This window comes from Ornithinibacter sp. (assembly GCF_035443565.1).
Classification (GTDB): Bacteria; Actinomycetota; Actinomycetes; order Actinomycetales; family Dermatophilaceae; genus Fodinibacter.
Genome location: NZ_DAORSO010000006.1, coordinates 15,761 through 35,170 on the forward strand (window position 1 = coordinate 15,761; position 19,410 = coordinate 35,170).

The 19,410-nt window shown below is 70.8% G+C and carries 21 protein-coding genes; 9 read left to right on the top strand and 12 right to left on the bottom strand.

The window, feature by feature from the left end; genetic code table 11:
* Positions 1-539, bottom strand: a 539-nt coding sequence (locus tag PLL68_RS01695) for a transglycosylase domain-containing protein (protein ID WP_324531048.1), incomplete at its 3' end; no start/stop codon positions are given.
* Between the two features lie 311 nt (positions 540-850).
* Between PLL68_RS01695 and PLL68_RS01700 the strand changes: the two genes are divergently transcribed.
* Positions 851-1,174, top strand: coding sequence for a WhiB family transcriptional regulator (locus PLL68_RS01700; protein WP_324531050.1), 324 nt, complete (start codon positions 851-853; stop codon positions 1,172-1,174).
* A 29-nt stretch (positions 1,175-1,203) separates the two neighbouring features.
* Here the strand turns inward: PLL68_RS01700 and bagB are convergent, their stop codons facing one another.
* From bagB to PLL68_RS01715, 3 genes are read right to left on the bottom strand one after another with little or no spacing between them, the layout of a single operon-like run.
* Complete coding sequence (gene bagB / locus PLL68_RS01705; protein ID WP_324531052.1) at positions 1,204-2,358, bottom strand: ArsA family ATPase; 1,155 nt, start codon at positions 2,356-2,358, stop codon at positions 1,204-1,206.
* The gene (bagA, locus tag PLL68_RS01710; protein WP_324531054.1) at positions 2,358-3,371 is read right to left on the bottom strand and encodes an ATPase BagA; all 1,014 of its coding nucleotides are present in this window, start codon (positions 3,369-3,371) and stop codon (positions 2,358-2,360) included. Before bagA ends, bagB begins: the two co-directional genes overlap by 1 nt.
* 54 nt (positions 3,372-3,425) lie before the next feature.
* Entirely contained in the window at positions 3,426-4,184 is a 759-nt protein-coding gene (locus tag PLL68_RS01715) for a prolyl oligopeptidase family serine peptidase (RefSeq protein WP_324531056.1), read from the bottom strand.
* Positions 4,185-4,230: 46 nt separating this feature from the next.
* Between PLL68_RS01715 and PLL68_RS01720 the strand changes: the two genes are divergently transcribed.
* Genes PLL68_RS01720 through PLL68_RS01730 form a run of 3 tightly spaced genes read left to right on the top strand, consistent with a single transcriptional unit; the run spans position 4,231 to position 5,594 of the window.
* Complete coding sequence (locus tag PLL68_RS01720; protein ID WP_324531057.1) at positions 4,231-4,383, top strand: DUF4177 domain-containing protein; 153 nt, start codon at positions 4,231-4,233, stop codon at positions 4,381-4,383.
* Between the two features lies 1 nt (position 4,384).
* The gene (locus PLL68_RS01725; RefSeq protein ID WP_324531059.1) at positions 4,385-4,858 is read left to right on the top strand and encodes a RidA family protein; all 474 of its coding nucleotides are present in this window, start codon (positions 4,385-4,387) and stop codon (positions 4,856-4,858) included.
* Between the two features lie 52 nt (positions 4,859-4,910).
* On the top strand, positions 4,911-5,594 hold the full coding sequence (locus PLL68_RS01730; protein WP_324531061.1) for an NUDIX hydrolase: 684 nt from the start codon (positions 4,911-4,913) through the stop codon (positions 5,592-5,594).
* A 145-nt stretch (positions 5,595-5,739) separates the two neighbouring features.
* Here PLL68_RS01730 and PLL68_RS01735 read toward each other — a convergent pair whose 3' ends face one another.
* On the bottom strand, positions 5,740-6,669 hold the full coding sequence (locus PLL68_RS01735; protein ID WP_324531062.1) for a DUF559 domain-containing protein: 930 nt from the start codon (positions 6,667-6,669) through the stop codon (positions 5,740-5,742).
* Between the two features lie 279 nt (positions 6,670-6,948).
* On the opposite strand from PLL68_RS01735, the gene PLL68_RS01740 reads away from it, so the two are divergent.
* Complete coding sequence (locus PLL68_RS01740; protein WP_324531064.1) at positions 6,949-7,767, top strand: MBL fold metallo-hydrolase; 819 nt, start codon at positions 6,949-6,951, stop codon at positions 7,765-7,767.
* Positions 7,768-7,830: 63 nt separating this feature from the next.
* On the opposite strand, the gene PLL68_RS01745 is transcribed toward PLL68_RS01740, so the two are convergent.
* Positions 7,831-8,508: a Crp/Fnr family transcriptional regulator gene (locus PLL68_RS01745; protein WP_324531066.1), complete on the bottom strand. Its 678-nt coding sequence runs from the start codon at positions 8,506-8,508 to the stop codon at positions 7,831-7,833.
* 175 nt (positions 8,509-8,683) lie between these two features.
* Here PLL68_RS01745 and nth point away from each other — a divergent pair, with 175 nt between their 5' ends.
* The 3 genes from nth to PLL68_RS01760 are packed head-to-tail and all read left to right on the top strand — an operon-like array spanning position 8,684 to position 11,375.
* Positions 8,684-9,496: an endonuclease III gene (nth, locus tag PLL68_RS01750; RefSeq protein ID WP_324531068.1), complete on the top strand. Its 813-nt coding sequence runs from the start codon at positions 8,684-8,686 to the stop codon at positions 9,494-9,496.
* A complete protein-coding gene (locus tag PLL68_RS01755; RefSeq protein WP_324531070.1) occupies positions 9,493-10,170 on the top strand; it encodes an NUDIX hydrolase in 678 nt (225 codons plus the stop codon). The genes nth and PLL68_RS01755 overlap by 4 nt, the downstream gene beginning before the upstream one ends.
* A complete protein-coding gene (locus PLL68_RS01760) occupies positions 10,167-11,375 on the top strand; it encodes a MarP family serine protease (RefSeq protein WP_324531072.1) in 1,209 nt (402 codons plus the stop codon). Before PLL68_RS01755 ends, PLL68_RS01760 begins: the two co-directional genes overlap by 4 nt.
* An 18-nt stretch (positions 11,376-11,393) precedes the next feature.
* Here PLL68_RS01760 and PLL68_RS01765 read toward each other — a convergent pair whose 3' ends face one another.
* The 4 genes from PLL68_RS01765 to acs form a co-directional block, all read right to left on the bottom strand.
* A complete protein-coding gene (locus PLL68_RS01765) occupies positions 11,394-11,795 on the bottom strand; it encodes a phage holin family protein (protein WP_324531074.1) in 402 nt (133 codons plus the stop codon).
* A gap of 126 nt (positions 11,796-11,921) precedes the next feature.
* Positions 11,922-13,253 (bottom strand): Na+/H+ antiporter NhaA, encoded by a 1,332-nt coding sequence (gene nhaA, locus PLL68_RS01770; RefSeq protein WP_324531076.1) that lies wholly within the window; start codon positions 13,251-13,253, stop codon positions 11,922-11,924.
* Between the two features lie 76 nt (positions 13,254-13,329).
* Positions 13,330-13,884 carry an NADPH-dependent FMN reductase gene (locus PLL68_RS01775; protein ID WP_324531078.1) on the bottom strand — a complete coding sequence of 185 codons (555 nt, stop codon included), beginning with the start codon at positions 13,882-13,884 and terminating at the stop codon, positions 13,330-13,332.
* A gap of 112 nt (positions 13,885-13,996) precedes the next feature.
* Entirely contained in the window at positions 13,997-15,961 is a 1,965-nt protein-coding gene (gene acs / locus PLL68_RS01780; protein WP_324531080.1) for an acetate--CoA ligase, read from the bottom strand.
* A 54-nt stretch (positions 15,962-16,015) separates the two neighbouring features.
* On the opposite strand from acs, the gene PLL68_RS01785 reads away from it, so the two are divergent.
* Entirely contained in the window at positions 16,016-17,221 is a 1,206-nt protein-coding gene (locus PLL68_RS01785) for a phenylalanine 4-monooxygenase (protein WP_324531081.1), read from the top strand.
* 79 nt (positions 17,222-17,300) lie between these two features.
* Here the strand turns inward: PLL68_RS01785 and PLL68_RS01790 are convergent, their stop codons facing one another.
* The gene (locus PLL68_RS01790) at positions 17,301-18,974 is read right to left on the bottom strand and encodes a monocarboxylic acid transporter (RefSeq protein WP_324531083.1); all 1,674 of its coding nucleotides are present in this window, start codon (positions 18,972-18,974) and stop codon (positions 17,301-17,303) included.
* A complete protein-coding gene (locus PLL68_RS01795; RefSeq protein ID WP_324531085.1) occupies positions 18,971-19,324 on the bottom strand; it encodes a DUF485 domain-containing protein in 354 nt (117 codons plus the stop codon). Before PLL68_RS01795 ends, PLL68_RS01790 begins: the two co-directional genes overlap by 4 nt.
* Between the last annotated feature and the right edge of the window lie 86 nt (positions 19,325-19,410).

Consider the following 19,410-nt stretch of genomic DNA (forward strand, 5'->3'; position numbering starts at 1 on the left):
ACGAGGTTGAGGTAGCCCTCGAGGATCTGCTCCTTGGTGAAGTTCTCCTCGACGTTCAGGGCGTACTTGAGCTCCTGGAGCTTGCGGGAGTAGGACTTCTCGACCGCAGCGGCGGCGGCATCCTTGTCCCCGTTGCTCAGCGCGCGGTACTGCAGCGAGATCTTGACGTACTGCTGCGTGAGGGTCGACGCTCCCTGGGTGTCGCCGCCCTGGAGGTTGGAGACCATGGCCCGGCTGAAGCCGCGCACGTCGAGGCCGTTGTGCTCGTAGAAGCGCGAGTCCTCGATGGCCAGCTGCGCGTTCTGCATGTTCTTCGCGATCTTCGCCAGCGGCACGATGATGCGGTTCTCGTCATACGGGTTGGCGATCACCTTGCCGTCGGCGTTGAGGATGCGCGACTGCTGCGCCAGCGGTGAGACCGTGAACTCGCTCGGCAGGTCGTTGAAGACCCCGACGCCCCCCTTGGCCATCTGACCGGTGGCCCCGACCGCAGGGATCGCCAGCCCAGCCATCAACAACCCGGCAATCGTGCTGAGCACGACGAAACCGAGAAGCAATCTGAGCACAGCGGATACATTGTGGGCGCGACCGTCCATACCATCAGGGTAACCCGTGGATGCCGTCGGCCCTCGCTCGCGCGTGTCGCGCCGGTCTGGCGGCGTCGACGTTTGTCGACCGATGAAGCTTGAGCGTGAACACCGATGCCTCAGGAATCAACCGTTCGGCCATTGCTCGCGACGATTCGGACGATGCCGTGGTGTCATCGACCGCCCTAGCCTGACAACGCGCGGTCGGTACGCACGACCGGGCTGTTCGAGCCGTTCCAGGTTCTTGCTGAACAGGGGTACACATGAGCGCCGCACCCGAGGTAGCACCAGCGCTGGGGGACTGGGTTGCCGACTGGGTCGGCCTGGGCCACTGCGCGGACGAGGACCCTGACGCCTTGTTCGTCCAGGGAAAGGCTCAGCGCGCCGCGAAGGTCATGTGCAAGGGCTGCCCGGTGATGGCGGAGTGCCTCGCAGACGCTCTCGACAACCGCACGGAGTTCGGTGTCTGGGGCGGGATGACCGAGCGCGAGCGCCGGGCCCTGCTGCGCCGCCGACCTGAGGTCCAGTCGTGGAGCGGCCTGCTGGCCCAGGTCAAGGGAGCAGCGGTCCACGGCGAGAGCGCCTGACCCCGCCCTACGGGAAGGTGGCCTGCGCCTCAGGTGGCTGCCAGCGCTGCGCCCACGGTGCGCAACCCGTCGAGGTCGTGGATGTCGGTCGCGCTCGCCGGAACGGTCGAGACCGGCACCCCGGGGTGGCCGGCGACGAACCGGCGCACGTGCCCCTCGTGACGCTCGGCGATCGAGGACAGGTCGGCGTGCAGGCGCAGCAGCGCGGGAGTGAGCTCGCTGCCCCCGGCATCCTCGAGCTGCTCGGCAGCCGCGGTCGCCCGACCCCCGCTCAGTGACGGTGCGGCCAGCGCCTGCATGCGGTTGACGACGACGCCCGCGAGCGGCATCCCCTCGCTCTCGAGCCGTTCGACGAAGTAGGCGGCCTCCCGCAGGGCGTCACGTTCGGGAGCGGCGACGACGACGAACGCCGTCGCGGGCTCCTTGAGCAGCGCGTACGTGAGGTCCGCACGCTCGCGGAACCCCCCGAACATCGTGTCGAGGGCCGCGACGAAGGTCTGCACGTCGGACAGGAACGCTCCTCCGAGCACCTTGGAGATCGTCGCCGCGGCGATGGTCGCGCTGACGCTGAAGACCTTGAGGTAGGCCCGCCCGCCAGCGCGGGCCGGCGCGGTGAGCAGCCGGATGAACCGGCCGTCGAGGAAGGAGCCGAGCCGCTTGGGGGCGTCGAGGAAGTCCAGGGCCGAGCGCGACGGCGGGGTGTCGACGATGACGAGGTCCCAGGTGCCCTCGCGGTCGGCCTGGGCTCGCAGCTGGCTGAGCTTCTCCATCGCCATGTACTCCTGGGTGCCCGCGAACGAGCTGGAGACGGCCTGGTAGAAGGGGTTGGCCAGGATCTGCGCGGCCTTGTCGGGGGTGGAGTGCGACTCGACGACCTCGTCGAAGGTGCGCTTCATGTCGAGCATCATCGCGTCGAGGCTGCCGCCGGCCTCCTCGCCGACGCCCTTCACCGGACGTGGGACGTTGTCGAGCTCGGTCAGGCCGAGGGACTGGGCGAGCCGTCGGGCCGGGTCGATGGTCAGCACGACGACGCGGCGTCCGGACTCGGCCGCGCGCACCCCCAGCGCCGCGGCGGTGGTCGTCTTGCCGACCCCGCCCGATCCGCAACACACGATGATCCCCGTGCCGGGGTCGGCCAGCAGTGCGTCGACGTCGAGCCGGGCGGGTGCGGGGCGGCGGGCCATCAGCGCACCCCCTGCGCGGTCAGGGCGTCGGCGAGCACGGTGATGCCGCCGTCCTCGACCCCGGTCGGCAGCGCCGGCAGGCGGAGCGTCGGCAGGCCCTGGGCCGCGACCTCGGCAGCCAGGTCGCGCTCGAGCGCCACCCGCTCGGCGTGGTCGTGCGCCTGGCTGAGCAGCCCCGTGACGGTGGCCTTCGACGTCTTGACCCCGACGGAGACGAGGTCGGCCCGCACCTGGTCGGCGACCCGGGCCGGCTCGGCGGCGGCGACCTCGAGCAGGGCCTCGTCGACGATGGGCTCGCGCACGAGGTTCACGATGACCGTGCCCACCCCGAAGCCTGCTGCGGACAGTTCAGTCACGGCATCCACGCTCTCCTGCACCGGCATCTCCTCGAGCAGGGTCACGATGTGCACGACGCTCTCGCGGTGGCGCAGCATGCGGGTGATCGACTCGGCCTGCGAGTGGATCGGGCCGATCCGGGCGAGGTCGGCCACCTGCGCGGTGACGTCCAGGAAGCGGGTGATGCGGCCGGTGGGCGGGGCGTCGAGGACGACGGCATCCCACACCTTCGTGCCCTGGCCGCGGCGGTTGCCCGTCGTGCGCCCGACCGCCTCGTAGACCTTGCCCGTGAGCAGGACGTCGCGCACCCCGGGGGCGATCGTCGTCGCGAAGTCGACGACGCCCATCTTCTCGAGGGCTCCGCCGGCGCGGCCGAGCTTGTAGAACATCTGTAGGTACTCCATCAGCGCGGCCTTGGCGTCGACCGACAACCCCCACAGCTCACCGCCACCGGCATGGGTGACCAGACGCACCTCGTCATTGCCGAGCGGGGGCACGTCGAAGGTCTGGCTGATGCCCTGACGCCCCTCGACCTCGACGAGCAGCACCCGCTTGCCCTGGCTGGCCAGCGACAGGGCCAGGCTGGCGGCGACGGTGGTCTTGCCGACGCCTCCCTTGCCGGTCACGATGTGCAGGCGCACCCCGTCGAAGGCACGTGCGAGAGAGGGAGTGGACACGCCCACCAGCCTAGGCGGGCCCTCACGGCATCCTCGAATCCTTGGTCAGGGCCGTCAGTGGGTGGCCAGGGTGAGCTCCTCGATCTCGGCGAGGACCAGCAGGTACGCCGGCGCCTGCGGGTCGATGACGGCGAAGTGGTCTGCGCCGAGGGCGACGGCGCTGTGGATCGGATCGTCCGGTGTGCGCGTGGCCAGGTAGGACTCGATGACGGATGCCGGGACGTCGTCGTCGTGCTCGCCGCTCACGATCACCGCGGGTGTGGTGAGGCGCTGACGCGCCGGGTCGGCGTCGGCCCAGGTGTCGGGGGCGTCATCGGGGGCGGCGCCGATGAGGTTGCGGGCAGCGTGGTCGCTCAGGCCGAGCCGGTCGACCTCGCCGAGATCGGCGGCCGGGGCCAGGGCCACGGCCCCGGTCAGCCACGGCGCGCGGTCTGCCGAGGCCACCCACAGGGCAAGGTGCCCGCCCGCGGAGTGCCCCACGGCGACGACTCGCTCGGGCAGCGCCGGGTCGGCGTGAACCGCGGTGAGCTGCGCGAGGACCGAGGCGCCGGTCCCCGGCCAGCCGCCCCCCGGCATCCCCGCTCGGGCGTACTCGAGGTTCGCCACGTGGAACCCGTCGTCGGCGAGGGCCCGGGCCAGGGGAGCGAGGTGGTGCCGGTCGTAGCGCTCGCGCCAGAACCCCCCGTGGATCAGCGCGACGCTCACCCCGCGGGCCCGGTGGGGGGCGGGCTCCCAGACGTCGTAGACGTCGCTCTGGTGGGGCCCGGTGATCTCGGTGCGGTCGGCGGGGCGGTCAGCTGGGCGCTCGCTCATCTGCGTCACGCTAGCCGAGGGGTGGCCCGGCGCTAGGGTTGCGGACATGACGACCTACGAGTACGCGACCGTGCCGCTCATCGTGCACGCCACCAAGCAGATCCTCGACCAGTGGGGCGCCGACGGCTGGGACCTCGTCCAGGTGCTCGTCATGCCCGAGGGCAACCTCGTGGCCTACCTCAAGCGCCCGAAGGCCTGACATGGGTGCCGTCGAGAGCCGTCTGGCCGAGCTCGGCCTCGTGCTGCCCGAGATCGTGCCGCCCCTGGCGGCCTACGTACCCGCCGTGCTCGACGGCTCGCGGGTGTACGTCTCGGGGCAGGTTCCCATGGTCGGCGGCGTCATGGCCGCGACCGGCGCCGTCGGCGAGGGTGAGGGGTTCGTGTCGCCGGAGCGCGCCAAGGAGCTCGCGGCCGTGTGTGCGCTGAACGCGCTTGCGGCGGTCAAGTCGGTCGTGGGAGACCTCGACCGGGTCGAGCGAGTGGTCAAGGTCGTCGGCTTCGTGGCGTCCGATCCGTCGTTCACCGGGCAGCCCGGCGTCATCAACGGCGCCAGCGAGCTGTTCGGCGACGTCTTCGGGGATGCCGGTCGGCACGCCCGCTCGGCCGTCGGCGTCGTCGCCCTGCCGCTCGGGGCGCCCGTCGAGGTCGAGGTCATCGTCCACGTCCGCGACTGACCCTGGTTCTGGGGGTGGGTCGGTGACGTCCGGTCGGGTGGTCGAGCACCCGGTGTCACGCGACCCCGGGCTGGCTGCGCGGGCGCAGGCGTGGCTGGCGGCTGCGGAGCGCTCGGTTGCGGTTCCGCGGTTGGCGGCCACCGTGATGCTCGTGCGCGACGGTGCGGCTGGCCCGCAGGTCTACGTGCAGCGCCGGGTGGCGTCGATGGCATTCGCCCCCTCGACGGTCGTCTTCCCCGGCGGCGGGGTCGACCCGGTGGACCACGCGTTGGACCCGGCGACGCCCGGACTGGCCGACCTGGCCGCGGTCATGGGTGTCGCGGCCGACGTCGCGGCCCCGTTCGCTGCTGCCGCGGTGCGCGAGGTCCAGGAGGAGTGTGGGGTCGTGATCACCGTGGCCGACCTGCGGGGTCGGGCCCACTGGGTGACTCCCGAGTTCGAGCCGCGCCGGTACGACACGTGGATCCTCGCTGCCGGCATGCCCGCCGACCAGGAGGCGCGGGGCACCACGACCGAGTCCGACCACAGCGCCTGGGTTCGGCCCGGTGACCTGCTGGTCCGACACCGCGCTGGGAAGGTGCGGATGCTGCCGCCCACCGTGATCTCGCTCGAGGAGCTCGCGGACTTCGCGGATGCCGCGGCGTTCCTCGCGCACCGACCTCGCGTCGCGCGGGTGGTGCCCGAACTCGTGGCGGGGGCGGACGGCATCCCCATGTTGCGCACCGTCCTGCCCTAGCCGCACCGGCGTACCTCCTGCCCCAAACCCAACCTCCGCCCCTCCTGTCCTAGCCCGGGTCTGCACCCGGCCGGGCGGCCCTGACGACAGGCAAAGGGGCCTGGGACCCCGTCGAGCCCCAGCCATGCCGCGACCATGCGTCCCTTCACGACCCCTTTGCCTGTCGGTGGGATCGCAGCGGCGGGTCGGTCAGCGCTTGGCCGGCCCGCACCGCTCGCCAGGTGCGGAGCGCCCAGCGCACCCAGTCGGGCTCGAACATCACGTGCTCGTAGGCGAACCGCAGCGACGAGTACGCGTAGATGGCGAACAGGGTGTGGCGCTCGCAGTCCTTGCGCAGGCCGCCCCGGGTGCCGTGGGTCTCGAAGCCGTCGGCCTCGACGGCCAGCCGCAGGGCCTCGCTGCCGAGATCGACCACGGCGTAGAGCCCCGACTCGGCGATCGTCACCTGCGGGGTGAGCTCGAACCCCTCCTCTATGCACAGCGCGCGCAGCACCGACTCGAACGGGTTGGCCGCGCGCCCGTCGGCATGCTTGACGACCCGCCGTGCCGCAACCGCACCCGGTCCGCGAAGGTGCCGCACGGCATCCGCCAGTTCCCCGCGCGTGACGGCTCGGGCGCGAAGGGCGGAGTCGGCCACCACGAGCGCCTCGTCGAAGGGCAGCACCCGGGCGCAGTCGATCACCGTGCGAAGGGGCGTGGTGACCCCGTGCTCCACGTCCTTTGCCGTCAGGTCCGCATGGTGGGGCCGGATGCCGTGGCGCTGCTTCTTGCGCACGTGTCGTTTGCGCGGCACCGTGACCCACGCGTGGCCAGGTGGTGACTTGACCTTCCACCCATGGTGAATGGCCGCGCTCAGGTGCGACAACACACCAGCGCAGGACTGTGCGGCGGTCACATGGGCCGACGCCGTGGGCAGGACGTAGTGGCCGCGGGACGCCCTCACGAGCTCCCCATCCCTCACGGCTCGCAGGATGCGGCGCTTGGGGTGGGACGAGCGCAGCTCCTTCCACGTCGTGACCCCGCCGAGGCGCCGCAGGGTCTGCCGGATGGTTGTCCCTCCGCTGTCTGCCCCCATCGGCCCATCGTGCCGCCAGGAGGGGCGCTCAGCGGGTTGTCCACAGGCCTGATCGCGGGCTGACGCGAAGCGGGGTGGGCCTGCCGACAGGCAAAGGGCCGGCGCAGAAGCGCTCTGACCCGGGATTCCTGTGCTCAGGCGCGAGCGGCAGGTCGCTTTGCCTGTGAGTGGGCCCGCCCTCGAGTCGCGCCGTCGCAGGGTGGTCAGGACCGGGTGCGGGGGCAGCGCAGGGGGTACGGCAGCGCAGGGTGTGGGGCCGGCGGGGCATACTGCGGTGGCATGAGCGCGTCCCCGCCGCCGTCGGTCACCGCACCCTGGGCAGGCGGCCCCGTGACGCCTCGCGCCCACTGCGTGCTCGCCCCCAACCCCGGCCCGATGACCCTGGACGGCACGAACACGTGGGTGCTCCTCGAGCCCGGAGCCACCGAGGCCGTGGTCGTCGACCCCGGGCCACTCGACGAGGCGCACCTCGCCGCCGTGCTCGCGGTGGTCGCGGATGCCGGGGCGCGCGTCGCGCTCACCGTCCTCACCCACGGGCACGCCGATCACGCCGAGGCCGTGCCGCGGTTTGCCGAGCTCACCGGGGCCCCCGTGCGCGCGGTCGGTCGTGGCCACGACGACCTCGCCGACGGCGACGTCGTGCGCACCGGAGGCCTTGAACTGAGGATCGTGGCAACCCCGGGGCACACCTCGGACTCGATCTCGCTCGCCCTACCCGCCGACCACGCCCTGCTCACCGGCGACACCGTGCTCGGTCGAGGCACCACCGTGGTGGCCCACCCCGACGGTGAGCTCGACGCCTACCTCGACTCCCTCGACCGGCTCCACGCCCTCACCGGTGACGGATCGGTGACCGCGATCCTGCCCGGACACGGCCCGCTCGTCCCGGATGCCGGGGTGATGGTCGCGTACTACCGCACCCACCGTGCCGAGCGGCTGGACCAGGTGCGCCAAGCGCTCGCCGACGGCGCGGCATCCGAGATCGACGTCGTCGAGGGCGTGCTGCAGCGGGTCTACGCCGACGTGCCGAGCGCGGTGTGGCCAGCTGCGCGGATGTCGATCCGGGCGCAGCTGGACTACCTTCACCGGGAGCGGTGAGGGGCGGCCGTCAGCGGTCTGCGGTGCCGGCGGTGCGAGCGCCAGCGGGCGGCGACGCAGGGATCAGCGGGCGCGGCGCTTCAGTCGCTCGACGTCGGTCAGCAGCACGGCGCGCGCCTCGAGGCGCAACCAGCCCCGCGACGCGAAGTCGGCCAGTGCCTTGTTCACCGTCTCGCGGGAGGCGCCGACGAGCTGCGCGAGCTCTTCCTGGGTGAGGTCGTGCGCGACGAGCAGGCCATCGTCGACCGGGCGGCCGAAGCGGTCGGCCAGGTCGAGCAGCGCCTTGGCGACGCGGCCGGGCACGTCGGTGAACACGAGGTCGGCGAGCACGTCGTTGGTGCGGCGCAGGCGGCGGGCGAGGGCGGAGAGCAGGGTCGGGGCCACCCCGGGGTGCGTGCGCAGGAAGTCCTTGAGCTGGTCGTGGCCCATCGACACGACCTGCGTCTCGGCGACCGCGGTGGCCGTGGCGGTGCGCGGCCCGGGATCGAACAGCGACAGCTCGCCGAACATCTCGCCGGGGCCGAGGATGGCCAGCAGGTTCTCGCGGCCGTCGCTGCTGGAGCGCCCGAGCTTGATCTTGCCCTCACCGATGACGTAGAGCCGGTCGCCCTGGTCGCCTTCGTGGAAGAGCACGTCGCCACGTTCCAGCAGCGCTGGGCTCATGTTGGCGATCAGTGACTCAGCCGCCGCCTCATCAAGGGCGGCGAACAGCGGGGCTCTGCGCACGACGTCGTGATCCACGGGCCACAGTGTGCCAGAGTCACCCCGAGGCCCTCGCCCTCATCAACAACGTGGGTGAAAATCGTCGTCCAGGCGACGATCTTCACCCACGTTCGCGGGAAGGGCCGGGGGAGAGGGGGCTCGGATGCCGTTCGCGCACCTCTGCGCTGACAGGGTCACGTCGTAGGCTGCGCGGGTGTCCGTGACCCCCTCCGCCGCCGTGCGGCGCCTGCGCGTCGGTGAGGAGTCGCCGGTGGCGCTGACCCGGCGGGCGCGGCGCACCTACCGGGCGCTGCTCGAGCGCTACCCGTATGCCCACTGCGAGCTCGACTTCGAGACCCCGCTACAGCTCCTCGTCGCCACCGTGCTCTCCGCCCAGACCACCGACGTCATGGTGAACTCGGTGACCCCGACCCTGTTCTCCCGGTGGCCGACAGCGGAGGCGCTCGCGGGTGCCGACCGCGAGGAGATGGAGGCGGTGTTGCGGCCGACGGGGTTCTTCCGGGCGAAGACCAACTCGGTCATCACGCTGAGTGCCGCGATCGTCGAGCGGTTCGACGGTGAGGTGCCGACTCGCCTCGAGGACCTGGTGACCCTGCCCGGTGTGGGGCGCAAGACGGCCAACGTCGTGCTGGGCAATGCCTTCGGCGTGCCCGGGCTGACCGTCGACACCCACTTCGGTCGCCTGGTGCGACGCTTCCGGTGGACCGAGCACACCGACCCGGTCAAGGTCGAGGCAGCGATCGCCGAGCTCTTTGCGCGCAAGGACTGGACGATGCTCAGCCACGTCCTCATCTTCCACGGGCGCCGCACCTGCCACGCCCGCAAGCCCGCGTGCGGAGCGTGCCCGGTCGCCCAGTGGTGCCCGTCGTACGGCGAAGGGGAGACCGATCCCGTGAAGGCGCGGGCGCTGCTCTCCTACGAGCTCGCACCGGGTGCGGTGCTGCCCGACCCACCGCCCGGCCCGCTGCCCGGTGACGTCACCGACGGCATCCCGGCTCTGCCGTGAGCGCTCCCACGCCCGGCTGGCTCGCGGCCCTGGCCTCCCGGCCGGATGTCGCCGAGCACGACTGGTTCGCGTCCTACGTGCCGCCGGAGGGCGTTTCGCGTCGCTCCGCGGTGCTCATGCTCTTCGGGCCCGACCCCAGCGGCGGTGAGGACGTCGTGCTCACCGAGCGGGCCCACACGCTGCGGGCCCACCCCGGGCAGGTGTCCTTCCCCGGGGGCGGGATCGACCCCGAGGACGACGGGTCCGTCGGGGCGGCCCTGCGCGAGGCGGAGGAGGAGGTCGGGCTCGACCCGTCCGGAGTCCACGTGCTCGCGACCTTCCCCGAGGTGTACCTCTCGCCGAGCCAGCACGCGGTGACCCCGGTGCTCGGCTGGTGGCCCAGGCCGGTCCCGGTCGGCGTGGTCGATCGAGGTGAGGTCGAGCGGGTGCTGCGGGTGCCGGTGCCGAGACTGCTCGACCCCGCGAACCGCTTCACCGCGGTGTTCGGCCCGTATCGCGGCCCGGCGTTCGAGGTCGACGACCTGTTCGTGTGGGGGTTCACCGCGATGCTGCTGAGCAGCCTGTTCGACCTCGCCGGCATCGCCCTGCCCTGGGACGACGAGATCGAGCGTCCGCTCCCCGACCGGGTCATGTCGCCGTGGATGAAGCAGCTCGACGACGGCCCGACCCCGTGAGTGGTGCTGCCGGGCTCGACCTCCTGCTCGTGATGCTGCTGCTCGCCTATGCCTGGAGCGGATGGCGTCAAGGCTTCGTCGCGGCCCTGCTCGGCCTCACCGGGCTGGTCGGCGGAGCCTTCCTCGCGGTGCGGGTGGCCCCGGGCCTGATCGAGGACCACCTCGGGCACTCCGTGGGGACCTCGTCGGGGCTGCTGTTCCTCCTGCTGGCGGTGCTCGTCTGCGCCGCACTGGGCCAGGCCCTCATGCTGCAGATCGGTCGGCGTCTGCGCGAGGCGATCGACGTGCCGCTGGCCCGGGCGCTCGACTCCGCCCTGGGCTCGATCGCCGTCCTGGTGGCAGTTGCCCTCGTCATGTGGGTGGTGGCCAGCGCCGTGCGGGTCGGCGGCCCGAGCATCGCGCGCGACCTCGTCGAACGATCGGCGGTTGCCAGGGCGCTGGACACGGTGGTTCCGTCATCGGTCGACGGCCTGGTCGAGGACGTGACCGACGCGCTGGACCGGCAGGGCTTCCCTCGGGTCTTCGAGAGCGACGGGCCCGAGCCCATCTCCTCGGTGGACGCGCCCGACCCGTCCGTCGTCGACGACCCGAACGTCCAGCGCGCACTTCGTTCGGTGATCCACGTGCGGGCGGAGTCGCAGACCTGTGACCGGGCACAGATCGGCAGCGGCTGGGTGGTGTCCCCGGGCCGGGTCGCCACCAACGCGCACGTCGTGGCCGGAGCAGACCGGGTCCGCGTCAGGGTCGGTGACCGGGGACTCGAGCGTCCCGCGCGCGTCGTGGCGTTCGACCCGCGGCGCGACGTGGCCGTTCTCGCCGTCGAGGGTCTGGAGGCGCCGGCCCTCCAGGTGGGGGCGCCCCTCGAGGCGGGCGCGGCCGCAGTCGTCGCGGGGTTCCCGGGGGACGAGGGGTTGTGGGTCGACGGTGCCCGGGTCCGCGACGTCATCACGGCCCGTGGTGCCGACATCTACTCGACGTCGAGCGTGGTTCGTGAGGTCTACTCGCTACGCGCCCAGGTGCGGCGGGGCGCGTCCGGTGGGCCGCTCCTCGACCCGACGGGGTCGGTCGTCGGCATGATCTTCGCGACGTCCCTCGATGACCCCGACACCGGCTATGCGTTGACTCTCGACGAGATCAGCGGCGTCCTGGCGCAGGGTGGGCCGACGTCCGCACCGGTCTCCACCGGGCGGTGTACTGCCGGCTGAGGTCGGTGTCGACGGTCGTCAGGCTGCGTCGGTGGTCTTCTTGAGGGCGGCGATCGTCTGCTGCGCCTGGTCGATGGCTCGGTCGGGGGCGGGCTTGGCCGTCTCGAGCGACTTCTTGCCGAGCAGGCCCAGGATCGCGGCGAGCACGAGCACCACCACCGCGACGATGAGGTAGCCCGCCCAGATCGGCAGGGCCTCGGCCAGGCCCCACGCCGCGCCGTGGAGCAGGAACACCAGGCCCATGAGGCCGAAGAACGCTGCCGCGGCGAGCAGGCCGGCACCCTTGCCGACATCCTTGGCGCCACTGGTCACCTCGGCCTTGGCCAGCGCGATCTCGCTGCGGACCAAGCCCTGGAAGTCATGCGTCGCATCGGCCACGAGTTGACCGATGGTGCGCTCGCTGCCCGGTGTGCCTGCCATGAATCCTCCGCCGTGGTCCCGCTGTGTCGAAAGCCGTCTCCCCGACCCTACTCGGGACCTCGCCGTCGGGTGCTGGGACGGTCGCGCGGGCACCCGTGTGAGGACCCGGTTCAGGGAGCGGCTGGGTCAGGTGTCGTCGCGCTGGTAGACGTCGGGGATGCCGTCGGCGTCGCCGTCGTGCTTCTCGAGCTCGGCGATCTGCTTGTAGTGCGTGTTGCGCAGCCGCAACACGATCGAGGCGAGGATCGCGGCGATCAGGGACCCCATGAGCACGGCCAGCTTGACGTGGTCGTTGCGCTCGGAGCCCTCTCCGAAGGCCAGTTCACCGACGAGCAGGGAGACCGTGAAGCCGACCCCGGTGAGCAGGGCGAGGCCGAAGACATCGCGCCAACCCAGCCCTTCGTCGAGCTCGGCCCGGGTGAAGCGGGCCAGCAGCCACGTCGTGCCGAAGACCCCGAAGAGCTTGCCGAGCACGAGGGCGCACACGATGGCGATGGCCACCTCGTCGGCGGCTGCCGCGGCGAACCCGCCCCCGATCACGGTCACTCCGGAGGCGAAGAAGGCGAACACGGGCACGGCGAAGCCGGCCGAGAGCGGGCGGATGCGGTGCTCGAACCGGTGGGCGACGTCGGTGTCGCGCTCGAGGGTGCTGATCTTGGGCACGGAGGCCCGTGCCTTGACCGGCACGACCAGCCCGAGCAGGACACCGGCGACGGTGGCGTGCACCCCCGAGGCGTGGACCAGCGTCCACGTGGCGAAGGCCAACGGAATGAGCAGCCACCAGTAGGTGATCCGCCGCTGCACGAGCATCGCGAATGCAGCCAGCGGCAGCACAGCCCAGAGCAGGGCCGTGACCTCGAGGTCGGCGGTGTAGAAGATCGCGATGATCGTGATGGCGATGAGGTCGTCGACGACCGCGAGGGTGAGCAGGAACGAGCGCAGGGCTGAGGGCAGGTAGGACCCGATGACGGCGAGGACGGCCAGGGCGAAGGCGATGTCGGTCGCGGTCGGGATGGCCCAGCCACGCAGGGCCTGGCTGTCACCGCCGAGTGCCAGCACGATGCCGACGAAGACCAGGGCCGGCATGATGACGCCCCCGATGGCCGCCGTGACCGGCACCGCGGCCTTGGCCACCGTGCGCAGCTCACCGACGAGGAACTCGCGCTTGAGCTCGAGCCCGGCGACGAAGAAGAAGATGGCGAGGAGGCCGTCTGCCGCCCAGTGGCCCAGGCTCAGCCGCAGGTCGCCCCACTCGGGGCCGACGTAGGTGTCACGCAGCGTCTCGTAGGCCTCACGCCACGGACTGTTGGCGAAGACGAGAGCCGCGACGGCAGCGGCGAGCAGCAGGGCCCCACCGATGGTCTCGGTCCGCAGCGCCTCGGCGACGTACTGGCTTTCCGCCCAGGCCGGTCGACGAAGGATCGTGCCGCTCTTGCGGGGTGGAGTCGAGTTGGTCATTGCCGTCCTCGTGGTCGGTCGTCCTCGGGGTCGCTTCAACGGTGCCGACCAGACTTCCCGGCGCTCCGCGGGCAGTCTATCCAGCCGCGTCGGTGTCCTGCCCGGTGGGCACCGCGGCCACGAGGCCGCCGTAGAGGGCCGCGACGTCCGCCACCAGGCTGTCGTCGGCAGTCACGGCACCCTGTGTCGAGAGCGTCTTCTCGAACACCAGGGCGGCCCCGTCGACGACGACCATCCCCACCCGATCCAACGTCTGGCGCAACGCTGCCCGGGCGTACTCGGCCCCGCCCCAGCCGTAGCCGACACACGCGACCGGCTTGCCCTGCCACTGCGCGTACAGGTAGTCGATCGCGTTCTTCAGCGCTGCGTTGTAGCCCCGGTTGTACTCGGGCATGACGAACACGACGGCGTCGACACCGTCGACGAGGGCAGCCCAGCGCTTGGTGTGCTCGTGCGCGTACTGGCCGCTCGACGGCATCTCGGGCTCGTCGAGCAGGGGCAGGGCGAGATCACGCAGGTCGATGGGTTCGACCTCGACGCCCTCTGGCGCCTGGGTGGCCACCCACTGTGCGACGTGGTGGCCGATCCGGGTCGGGCGGGTGCTGGAGGTGACGATGCCGATGCGGGTCATCCCGGCATCCTCACACCTCGCGAGCTGTCAAGGGCCCATGCGCAACGTCCGGCAGGTCGGTGCCTGAGGCAACCAACCTGCCGGACGTCAGCGGGGTACGGCGAGCGCGAGGTCAGCTCGACGAGCCCGCGCCCGGCATCCCCTTGGAGATGAAGCTCATCACCGACGAGTCGGCCAGCGTCGTCGCGTCGCCGATGTCGCGACCCTCGGCGACGTCCTTGAGCAGGCGGCGCATGATCTTGCCGGAGCGGGTCTTGGGCAGCTCGGGCACGATCATGATCGAGCGCGGCTTGGCGATCGGACCGATCTCGTGGGCCACGTGGTTGCGCAGCGCCTGCACCGTGGCGTCGCCCTCGTCGGTCGCGTCGCCGCGCAGGATGACGAAGGCGCACACGGCCTGACCAGTGGTCTCGTCCGACGCCCCGACGACCGCGGCCTCGGCCACCGCCGGGTGCGACACCAGCGCCGACTCGATCTCGGCCGTCGACAGGCGGTGGCCGGAGACGTTCATGACGTCGTCGACCCGGCCGAGCAGCCAGATGTTGCCCTTCTCGTCGTACTTGGCGCCGTCGCCGGCGAAGTAGTACTTCGGGCCGAAGCGGGTCCAGTACGTGTCCTTGTACCGCTCCGGGTCGCCCCAGATGCCGCGCAGCATCGCCGGCCACGGCTTGGTCAGCACGAGGTACCCGACCTTCTCGGCCTCGGTGAACGGCATCCCCTCGTCGTCGAGGATCTCGGCCGAGATGCCGGGGATCGGGCGCTGCGCCGAACCGGGCTCGAGCGTCGTGACACCGGGCAGCGGGCTGATCATGATGCCGCCGGTCTCGGTCTGCCACCACGTGTCGACGATCGGGGCGGTGTTGCCGCCGATGTGCTTGCGGTACCAGAGCCAGGCCTCGGGGTTGATCGGCTCGCCGACGCTGCCGAGCACGCGCACCGAGGACAGGTCGAACTTCGCGGGGATGTCGTCGCCCCACTTCATGAACGTGCGGATCGCCGTGGGGGCGGTGTAGAGGATCGAGACCTTGTACTTCTCGATGAGCTCCCACCAGCGGCCCTGGTGCGGGGTGTCCGGGGTGCCCTCGTACATGACCTGGGTGGCGCCGTTGGCGAGCGGCCCGTAGACGATGTAGGAGTGCCCGGTGACCCAGCCGACGTCGGCCGTGCACCAGTAGACGTCGGTCTCGGGGTGGACGTCGTGGACGACGGCGTTGGTGTAGGCGGCCTGGGTCAGGTAGCCGCCGCTGGTGTGGAAGATGCCCTTGGGCTTTCCGGTCGTGCCACTCGTGTAGAGGATGAACAGCGGGTGCTCGCTGTCGTGCGGCTGGGCCTCGTGGGTGTCGGCCTGGCGGTCGACGACGTCGTGCCACCAGACGTCGCGGCCCTCGTGCCAGTCGACCTCGGTCTCGGTGCGGCGCACGACGAGGACCTTCTGCACCGGGTTGGGGTACTGAAGCGCCTCGTCGACGGCGGGCTTGAGGGGGGAGGGCTTACCGCGCCGGAACTGCCCGTCGGTGGTCACGACGACCTTGCACTGGGCGTCGTCGATGCGGGTGTGCAGCGCCTCGGCCGAGAACCCGCCGAAGATGACCGAGTGCGGGGCGCCGAGTCGGGCGCAGGCCAGCATGGTGAAGACGGTCTCGGGGATCATCGGCATGTAGACCGCCACCGTGTCACCGGTCCCGACGCCGAGCTCGGTCAGGGCGTTGGCGGTCTTGCTGACCTCGCGCTGGAGGTCGGCGTAGGTGATGGTGCGGGTGTCGCCGCCCTCGCCCTCGAAGTGGATCGCGACCCGGTCACCGTTGCCGGCCTCGACGTGCCGGTCGACGCAGTTGTACGCGACGTTGAGCTGGCCGCCGACGAACCACTTCGCGAAGGGTGCGTCGTCCCAGTCCAGGGTGCGCTCGAAGTCGGTCGCCCAGGTGATGCGCTCGCGGGCCTGCTGGGCCCAGAAGCCCTCGTGATCGGCGGCGGCGGCCTCGTACATCTCGGCGGTGCCGTTGGCCTGCGCGGCGAACGCCGGGGCAGGGGCAAGGTCGAGCTCGTGGGCGTGGCTGGACAGGCTGTCGTCGGTCACGGCGGTGATCCTCCTCGTTGAGTGACTGGCCCTAGCCAACCCCAGCGGTGGGCCGTGAGCAACCGGCCCACCGCAGGATGCCGTCGGGCGGGCCGCGGCTGCGCCGAGCGGGGCGCCCCCGACCGCCCGTCGCGCCCCGGGCAGCGCGACTTCTTGCACTCCAGCCACCCTGCCGTGAAGTGGCTGGAGTGCAAGAAGTGCGGGTTTGGTGGGCAGGTTGACCAGTGTTTTCGGATGCCGGGTGGCGCGATGGTGCGCGCATTGACCACCGCGTCGGGCAACGGTTCCATCCGCACGGCATCCGTGGAACCGTGGCGAGAACGGCCCGATCGGCCGTCCACGATGCGCAAGGAGGCGATGACCGTGTTCGAAGAGGGCCAGCTCTACTCAGCCGTCACGACCGACGCCGACGGCCAGGTGCAGGTGCACCTGGGCGAGGACCACCCCGGCTTCACCGACCCGGTGTACCGCGCCAGGCGTGCCGACATCGCCTCGGCCTCGCTGGCGCACCGGCCCGGGCAGCCCGTGCCGACGATCGACTACACCGACGAGGAGCACGGCGTCTGGGCACTGGTGTCCGCCGAGCTCGCGGCCAAGCACGAGCGGTACGCCCACCCCGAGTACCTCGAGGCCAAGGCCGCCCTCGCCCTGCCGACCGACCACGTGCCCCAGCTGCACGAGGTGACCCAGGCGCTCATGCCGCTCACCGGCTGGTGCTACACCGCGGCACCTGGACTGGTTCCCCTGCGCGAGTTCTACGCCGACCTCGGTCGCCGCACCTTCAACTCCACTCAGTACCTGCGCCACCCGAGTGAGCCGCTGTACACGCCGGAGCCCGACATCATCCACGAGGTCATCGGACACGCGAACCAGCTGGCGAGCCCGCGCTTCGCGGCGATCGCGCAGGCCGCGGGTGAGGCCAGTGAGCGCCTGGAGACCGAGGACGCCCTGCAGTTCGTCGCCGACGTCTTCTGGTTCACCATCGAGTTCGGGGTGATGAACGACGGCGGGGTCACCAAGGCCTACGGAGCCGGCATCCTCTCCAGCTACGGCGAGCTCGACGAGTTCTCGCACATGGACATCCGCCCCCTCGACATCCCGACCATGGGCACCCTCAACTACGACATCACGGCCTACCAGCCCGTGCTGTTCGAGGCGCAGAGCATGGACCAGCTCGAGGGTGTCGTCGGCACGTTCTTCGAGACCGTGGACGACGACCTGGCCGCCCGGATGCGAGCCGAGGCGCACGCCCACGCCTGACGCCCTGCCGGAGCGTGACGCAACAGTTGAGCGGATGCCGTGGCACGGCATCCGCTCAACTGTTGCGTTCAGGCGTCGATCAGTGGTTGACCGCCTCGGCGACACCGTGACCGGTGAGGCTGCGGACCTCCATCTCGGCGTACTTCTGGGCGTCGTGCTCCTTGGAGAGCACCGATCCGAGCCAGCCGAGGAAGAAGGCGAGCGGGATCGAGACCAGGCCCGGGTTGTCGAGCGGGAACCAGTGGAAGTCGATCGCCGGGTTGGTGATCATCGACGGTGACAGCCCGGTCTTGGGGTCGGCCGGCTTGCCCGAGACCACCGGGCTGAAGATGATCAGACCGATCGAGGCGATGAGCCCGCCGTAGATCGACCACAGGGCGCCCTTGGTCGTGAAGCCCTTCCAGAACAGCGAGTACAGGATCGTCGGCAGGTTCGCCGAGGCCGCGACCGCGAAGGCCAGGGCCACGAGGAACGCGATGTTCTGGCTCTTGGCGAGCATCCCACCGCCGATGGCGACCAGGCCGATGACGACGGCCGCGATGCGGGCGACCTTGAACTCGGTGTCGCCGCTCGTCTGGCCCTTCTTGAAGCCCTCCTTGTAGAGGTCGTGGGCAAACGACGCGGATGCCGCGATGGTCAACCCCGCGACCACCGCCAGGATCGTCGCGAACGCGATACCGGAGATGATGCCGAGCAGCCAGCTGCCACCGAGCTCGTAGGCCAGCAGCGGAGCGGCGGCGTTGGCCTTGCCGGGAGCGGCGTTGATCGTGTCGGGGCCGACGAGGGCGGCGGCGCCGAAGCCGATGACCAGGGTGAGCAGGTAGAACCCACCGATGAGCCAGATCGCCCACTCGACCGAGCGACGGGCCTCCTTGGCGGTGGGGACGGTGTAGAAGCGCTGGAGCACGTGCGGCAGACCGGCGGTGCCGAGGACGAGGGCCATCGAGAGCGAGATGAAGTCGATCTTGGTGACGGTGTCCTTGCCGTACTTCAGGCCGTAGGTCGTCAGCTTGTCGGCGTTGGACGCCGTCTTCTCCACCGCGGAGGTTGCCGTGGTGTCGATGGCGCCCTGGAACAGTGCGGTGATCGAGAAGCCGAACTTCGCCAGCGTCCACACGGTGATGACGGCCGCACCGGCGATCAGGAGCACCGCCTTGATGATCTGCACCCAGGTGGTGCCCTTCATGCCGCCGATGAGAACGTAGGCGAGCATGACGACACCCACGATGGCGATGACGATGTTCTGCGCGGCCTCACCCGTGACACCGAGCAGCAGGGACACGAGGCCACCGGCGCCGGCCATCTGGGCGAGCAGGTAGAACAGCGACACGCACATGACCGACACCGAGGTGGCGATGCGCACGGGGCGCTGCTTGAGGCGGTAGGACAGCACGTCGGCCATGGTGAAGCGGCCGATGTTGCGCATGAGCTCGGCGACGAGCAGCAGGGCGACGAGCCAGGCGACGAGGAAGCCGATGGAGTAGAGGAACCCGTCGAGGCCGGACAGGGCGATGGCCCCGGCGATGCCGAGGAACGAGGCCGCCGAGAGGTAGTCACCGGCGATGGCGATGCCGTTCTGGCGACCGGAGAAGGCGCCGGCCGAGGTGTAGTACTGCTCGGCGGTCTTCTTGCCACCGGCCACCTTGATGACGATGCCGAGGGTGAAGACGACGAACCCGAGGAAGATCCCGATGTTCAGGGTGGGGTTGCCGACGGCGATGGTGTCGGCGGCCGGGAGGAGGAGCGCGCTCATGACTTGTCTCCGTTCGGGGCAGACATGGCATCCATCCGGGCGCCGAGGGCTTCAGCGGCGGGGTCGAAGGTCCGGCTGGCCCAGCGCGCGTAGATGAACGTGATGGCGAACGTCGTGACGAACTGCAGCAGGCCGAACACCAGGCCCACGGTGACCAGGCCGCTGATCGGCTTGTTCATGAAGCCGGGGGCGAAGATCGACAGCAGCACGTACAGGAAGTACCAGGTGAGGAAGAACGCGGTCATCGGGAAGACGAAGCCGCGGAACTTCTTACGAAGGTTCTGGAACTCATCGGTCTCTTGCAGCGCGACGTAGGGGTCGTCGGCGCCTGGGCGAGCTTCGACGCTCACGGCCACCTCCTGGGGTCTGCCCGGGCATCGTTGCTCGGGATCGAGTCCCAGAGTGGGCGCGCCCGGATGCCGTTGTGCACCCCCCG

Bases quoted from the DNA above. Each gene is read 5' to 3' on its own strand.
- nhaA (WP_324531076.1), bottom strand. From the start codon at position 13,253: ATGACCAACTCGACTCCACCCCGCAAGAGCGGCACGATCCTTCGTCGA.
- PLL68_RS01740 (WP_324531064.1), top strand. From the start codon at position 6,949: ATGAGCGCGTCCCCGCCGCCGTCGGTCACCGCACCCTGGGCAGGCGGC.
- PLL68_RS01775 (WP_324531078.1), bottom strand. From the start codon at position 13,884: ATGACCCGCATCGGCATCGTCACCTCCAGCACCCGCCCGACCCGGATC.
- PLL68_RS01700 (WP_324531050.1), top strand. From the start codon at position 851: ATGAGCGCCGCACCCGAGGTAGCACCAGCGCTGGGGGACTGGGTTGCC.
- PLL68_RS01765 (WP_324531074.1), bottom strand. From the start codon at position 11,795: ATGGCAGGCACACCGGGCAGCGAGCGCACCATCGGTCAACTCGTGGCC.
- PLL68_RS01735 (WP_324531062.1), bottom strand. From the start codon at position 6,669: ATGGGGGCAGACAGCGGAGGGACAACCATCCGGCAGACCCTGCGGCGC.
- bagB (WP_324531052.1), bottom strand. From the start codon at position 2,358: ATGGCCCGCCGCCCCGCACCCGCCCGGCTCGACGTCGACGCACTGCTG.
- PLL68_RS01790 (WP_324531083.1), bottom strand. From the start codon at position 18,974: ATGAGCGCGCTCCTCCTCCCGGCCGCCGACACCATCGCCGTCGGCAAC.
- PLL68_RS01725 (WP_324531059.1), top strand. From the start codon at position 4,385: ATGGGTGCCGTCGAGAGCCGTCTGGCCGAGCTCGGCCTCGTGCTGCCC.
- PLL68_RS01715 (WP_324531056.1), bottom strand. From the start codon at position 4,184: ATGAGCGAGCGCCCAGCTGACCGCCCCGCCGACCGCACCGAGATCACC.
- PLL68_RS01720 (WP_324531057.1), top strand. From the start codon at position 4,231: ATGACGACCTACGAGTACGCGACCGTGCCGCTCATCGTGCACGCCACC.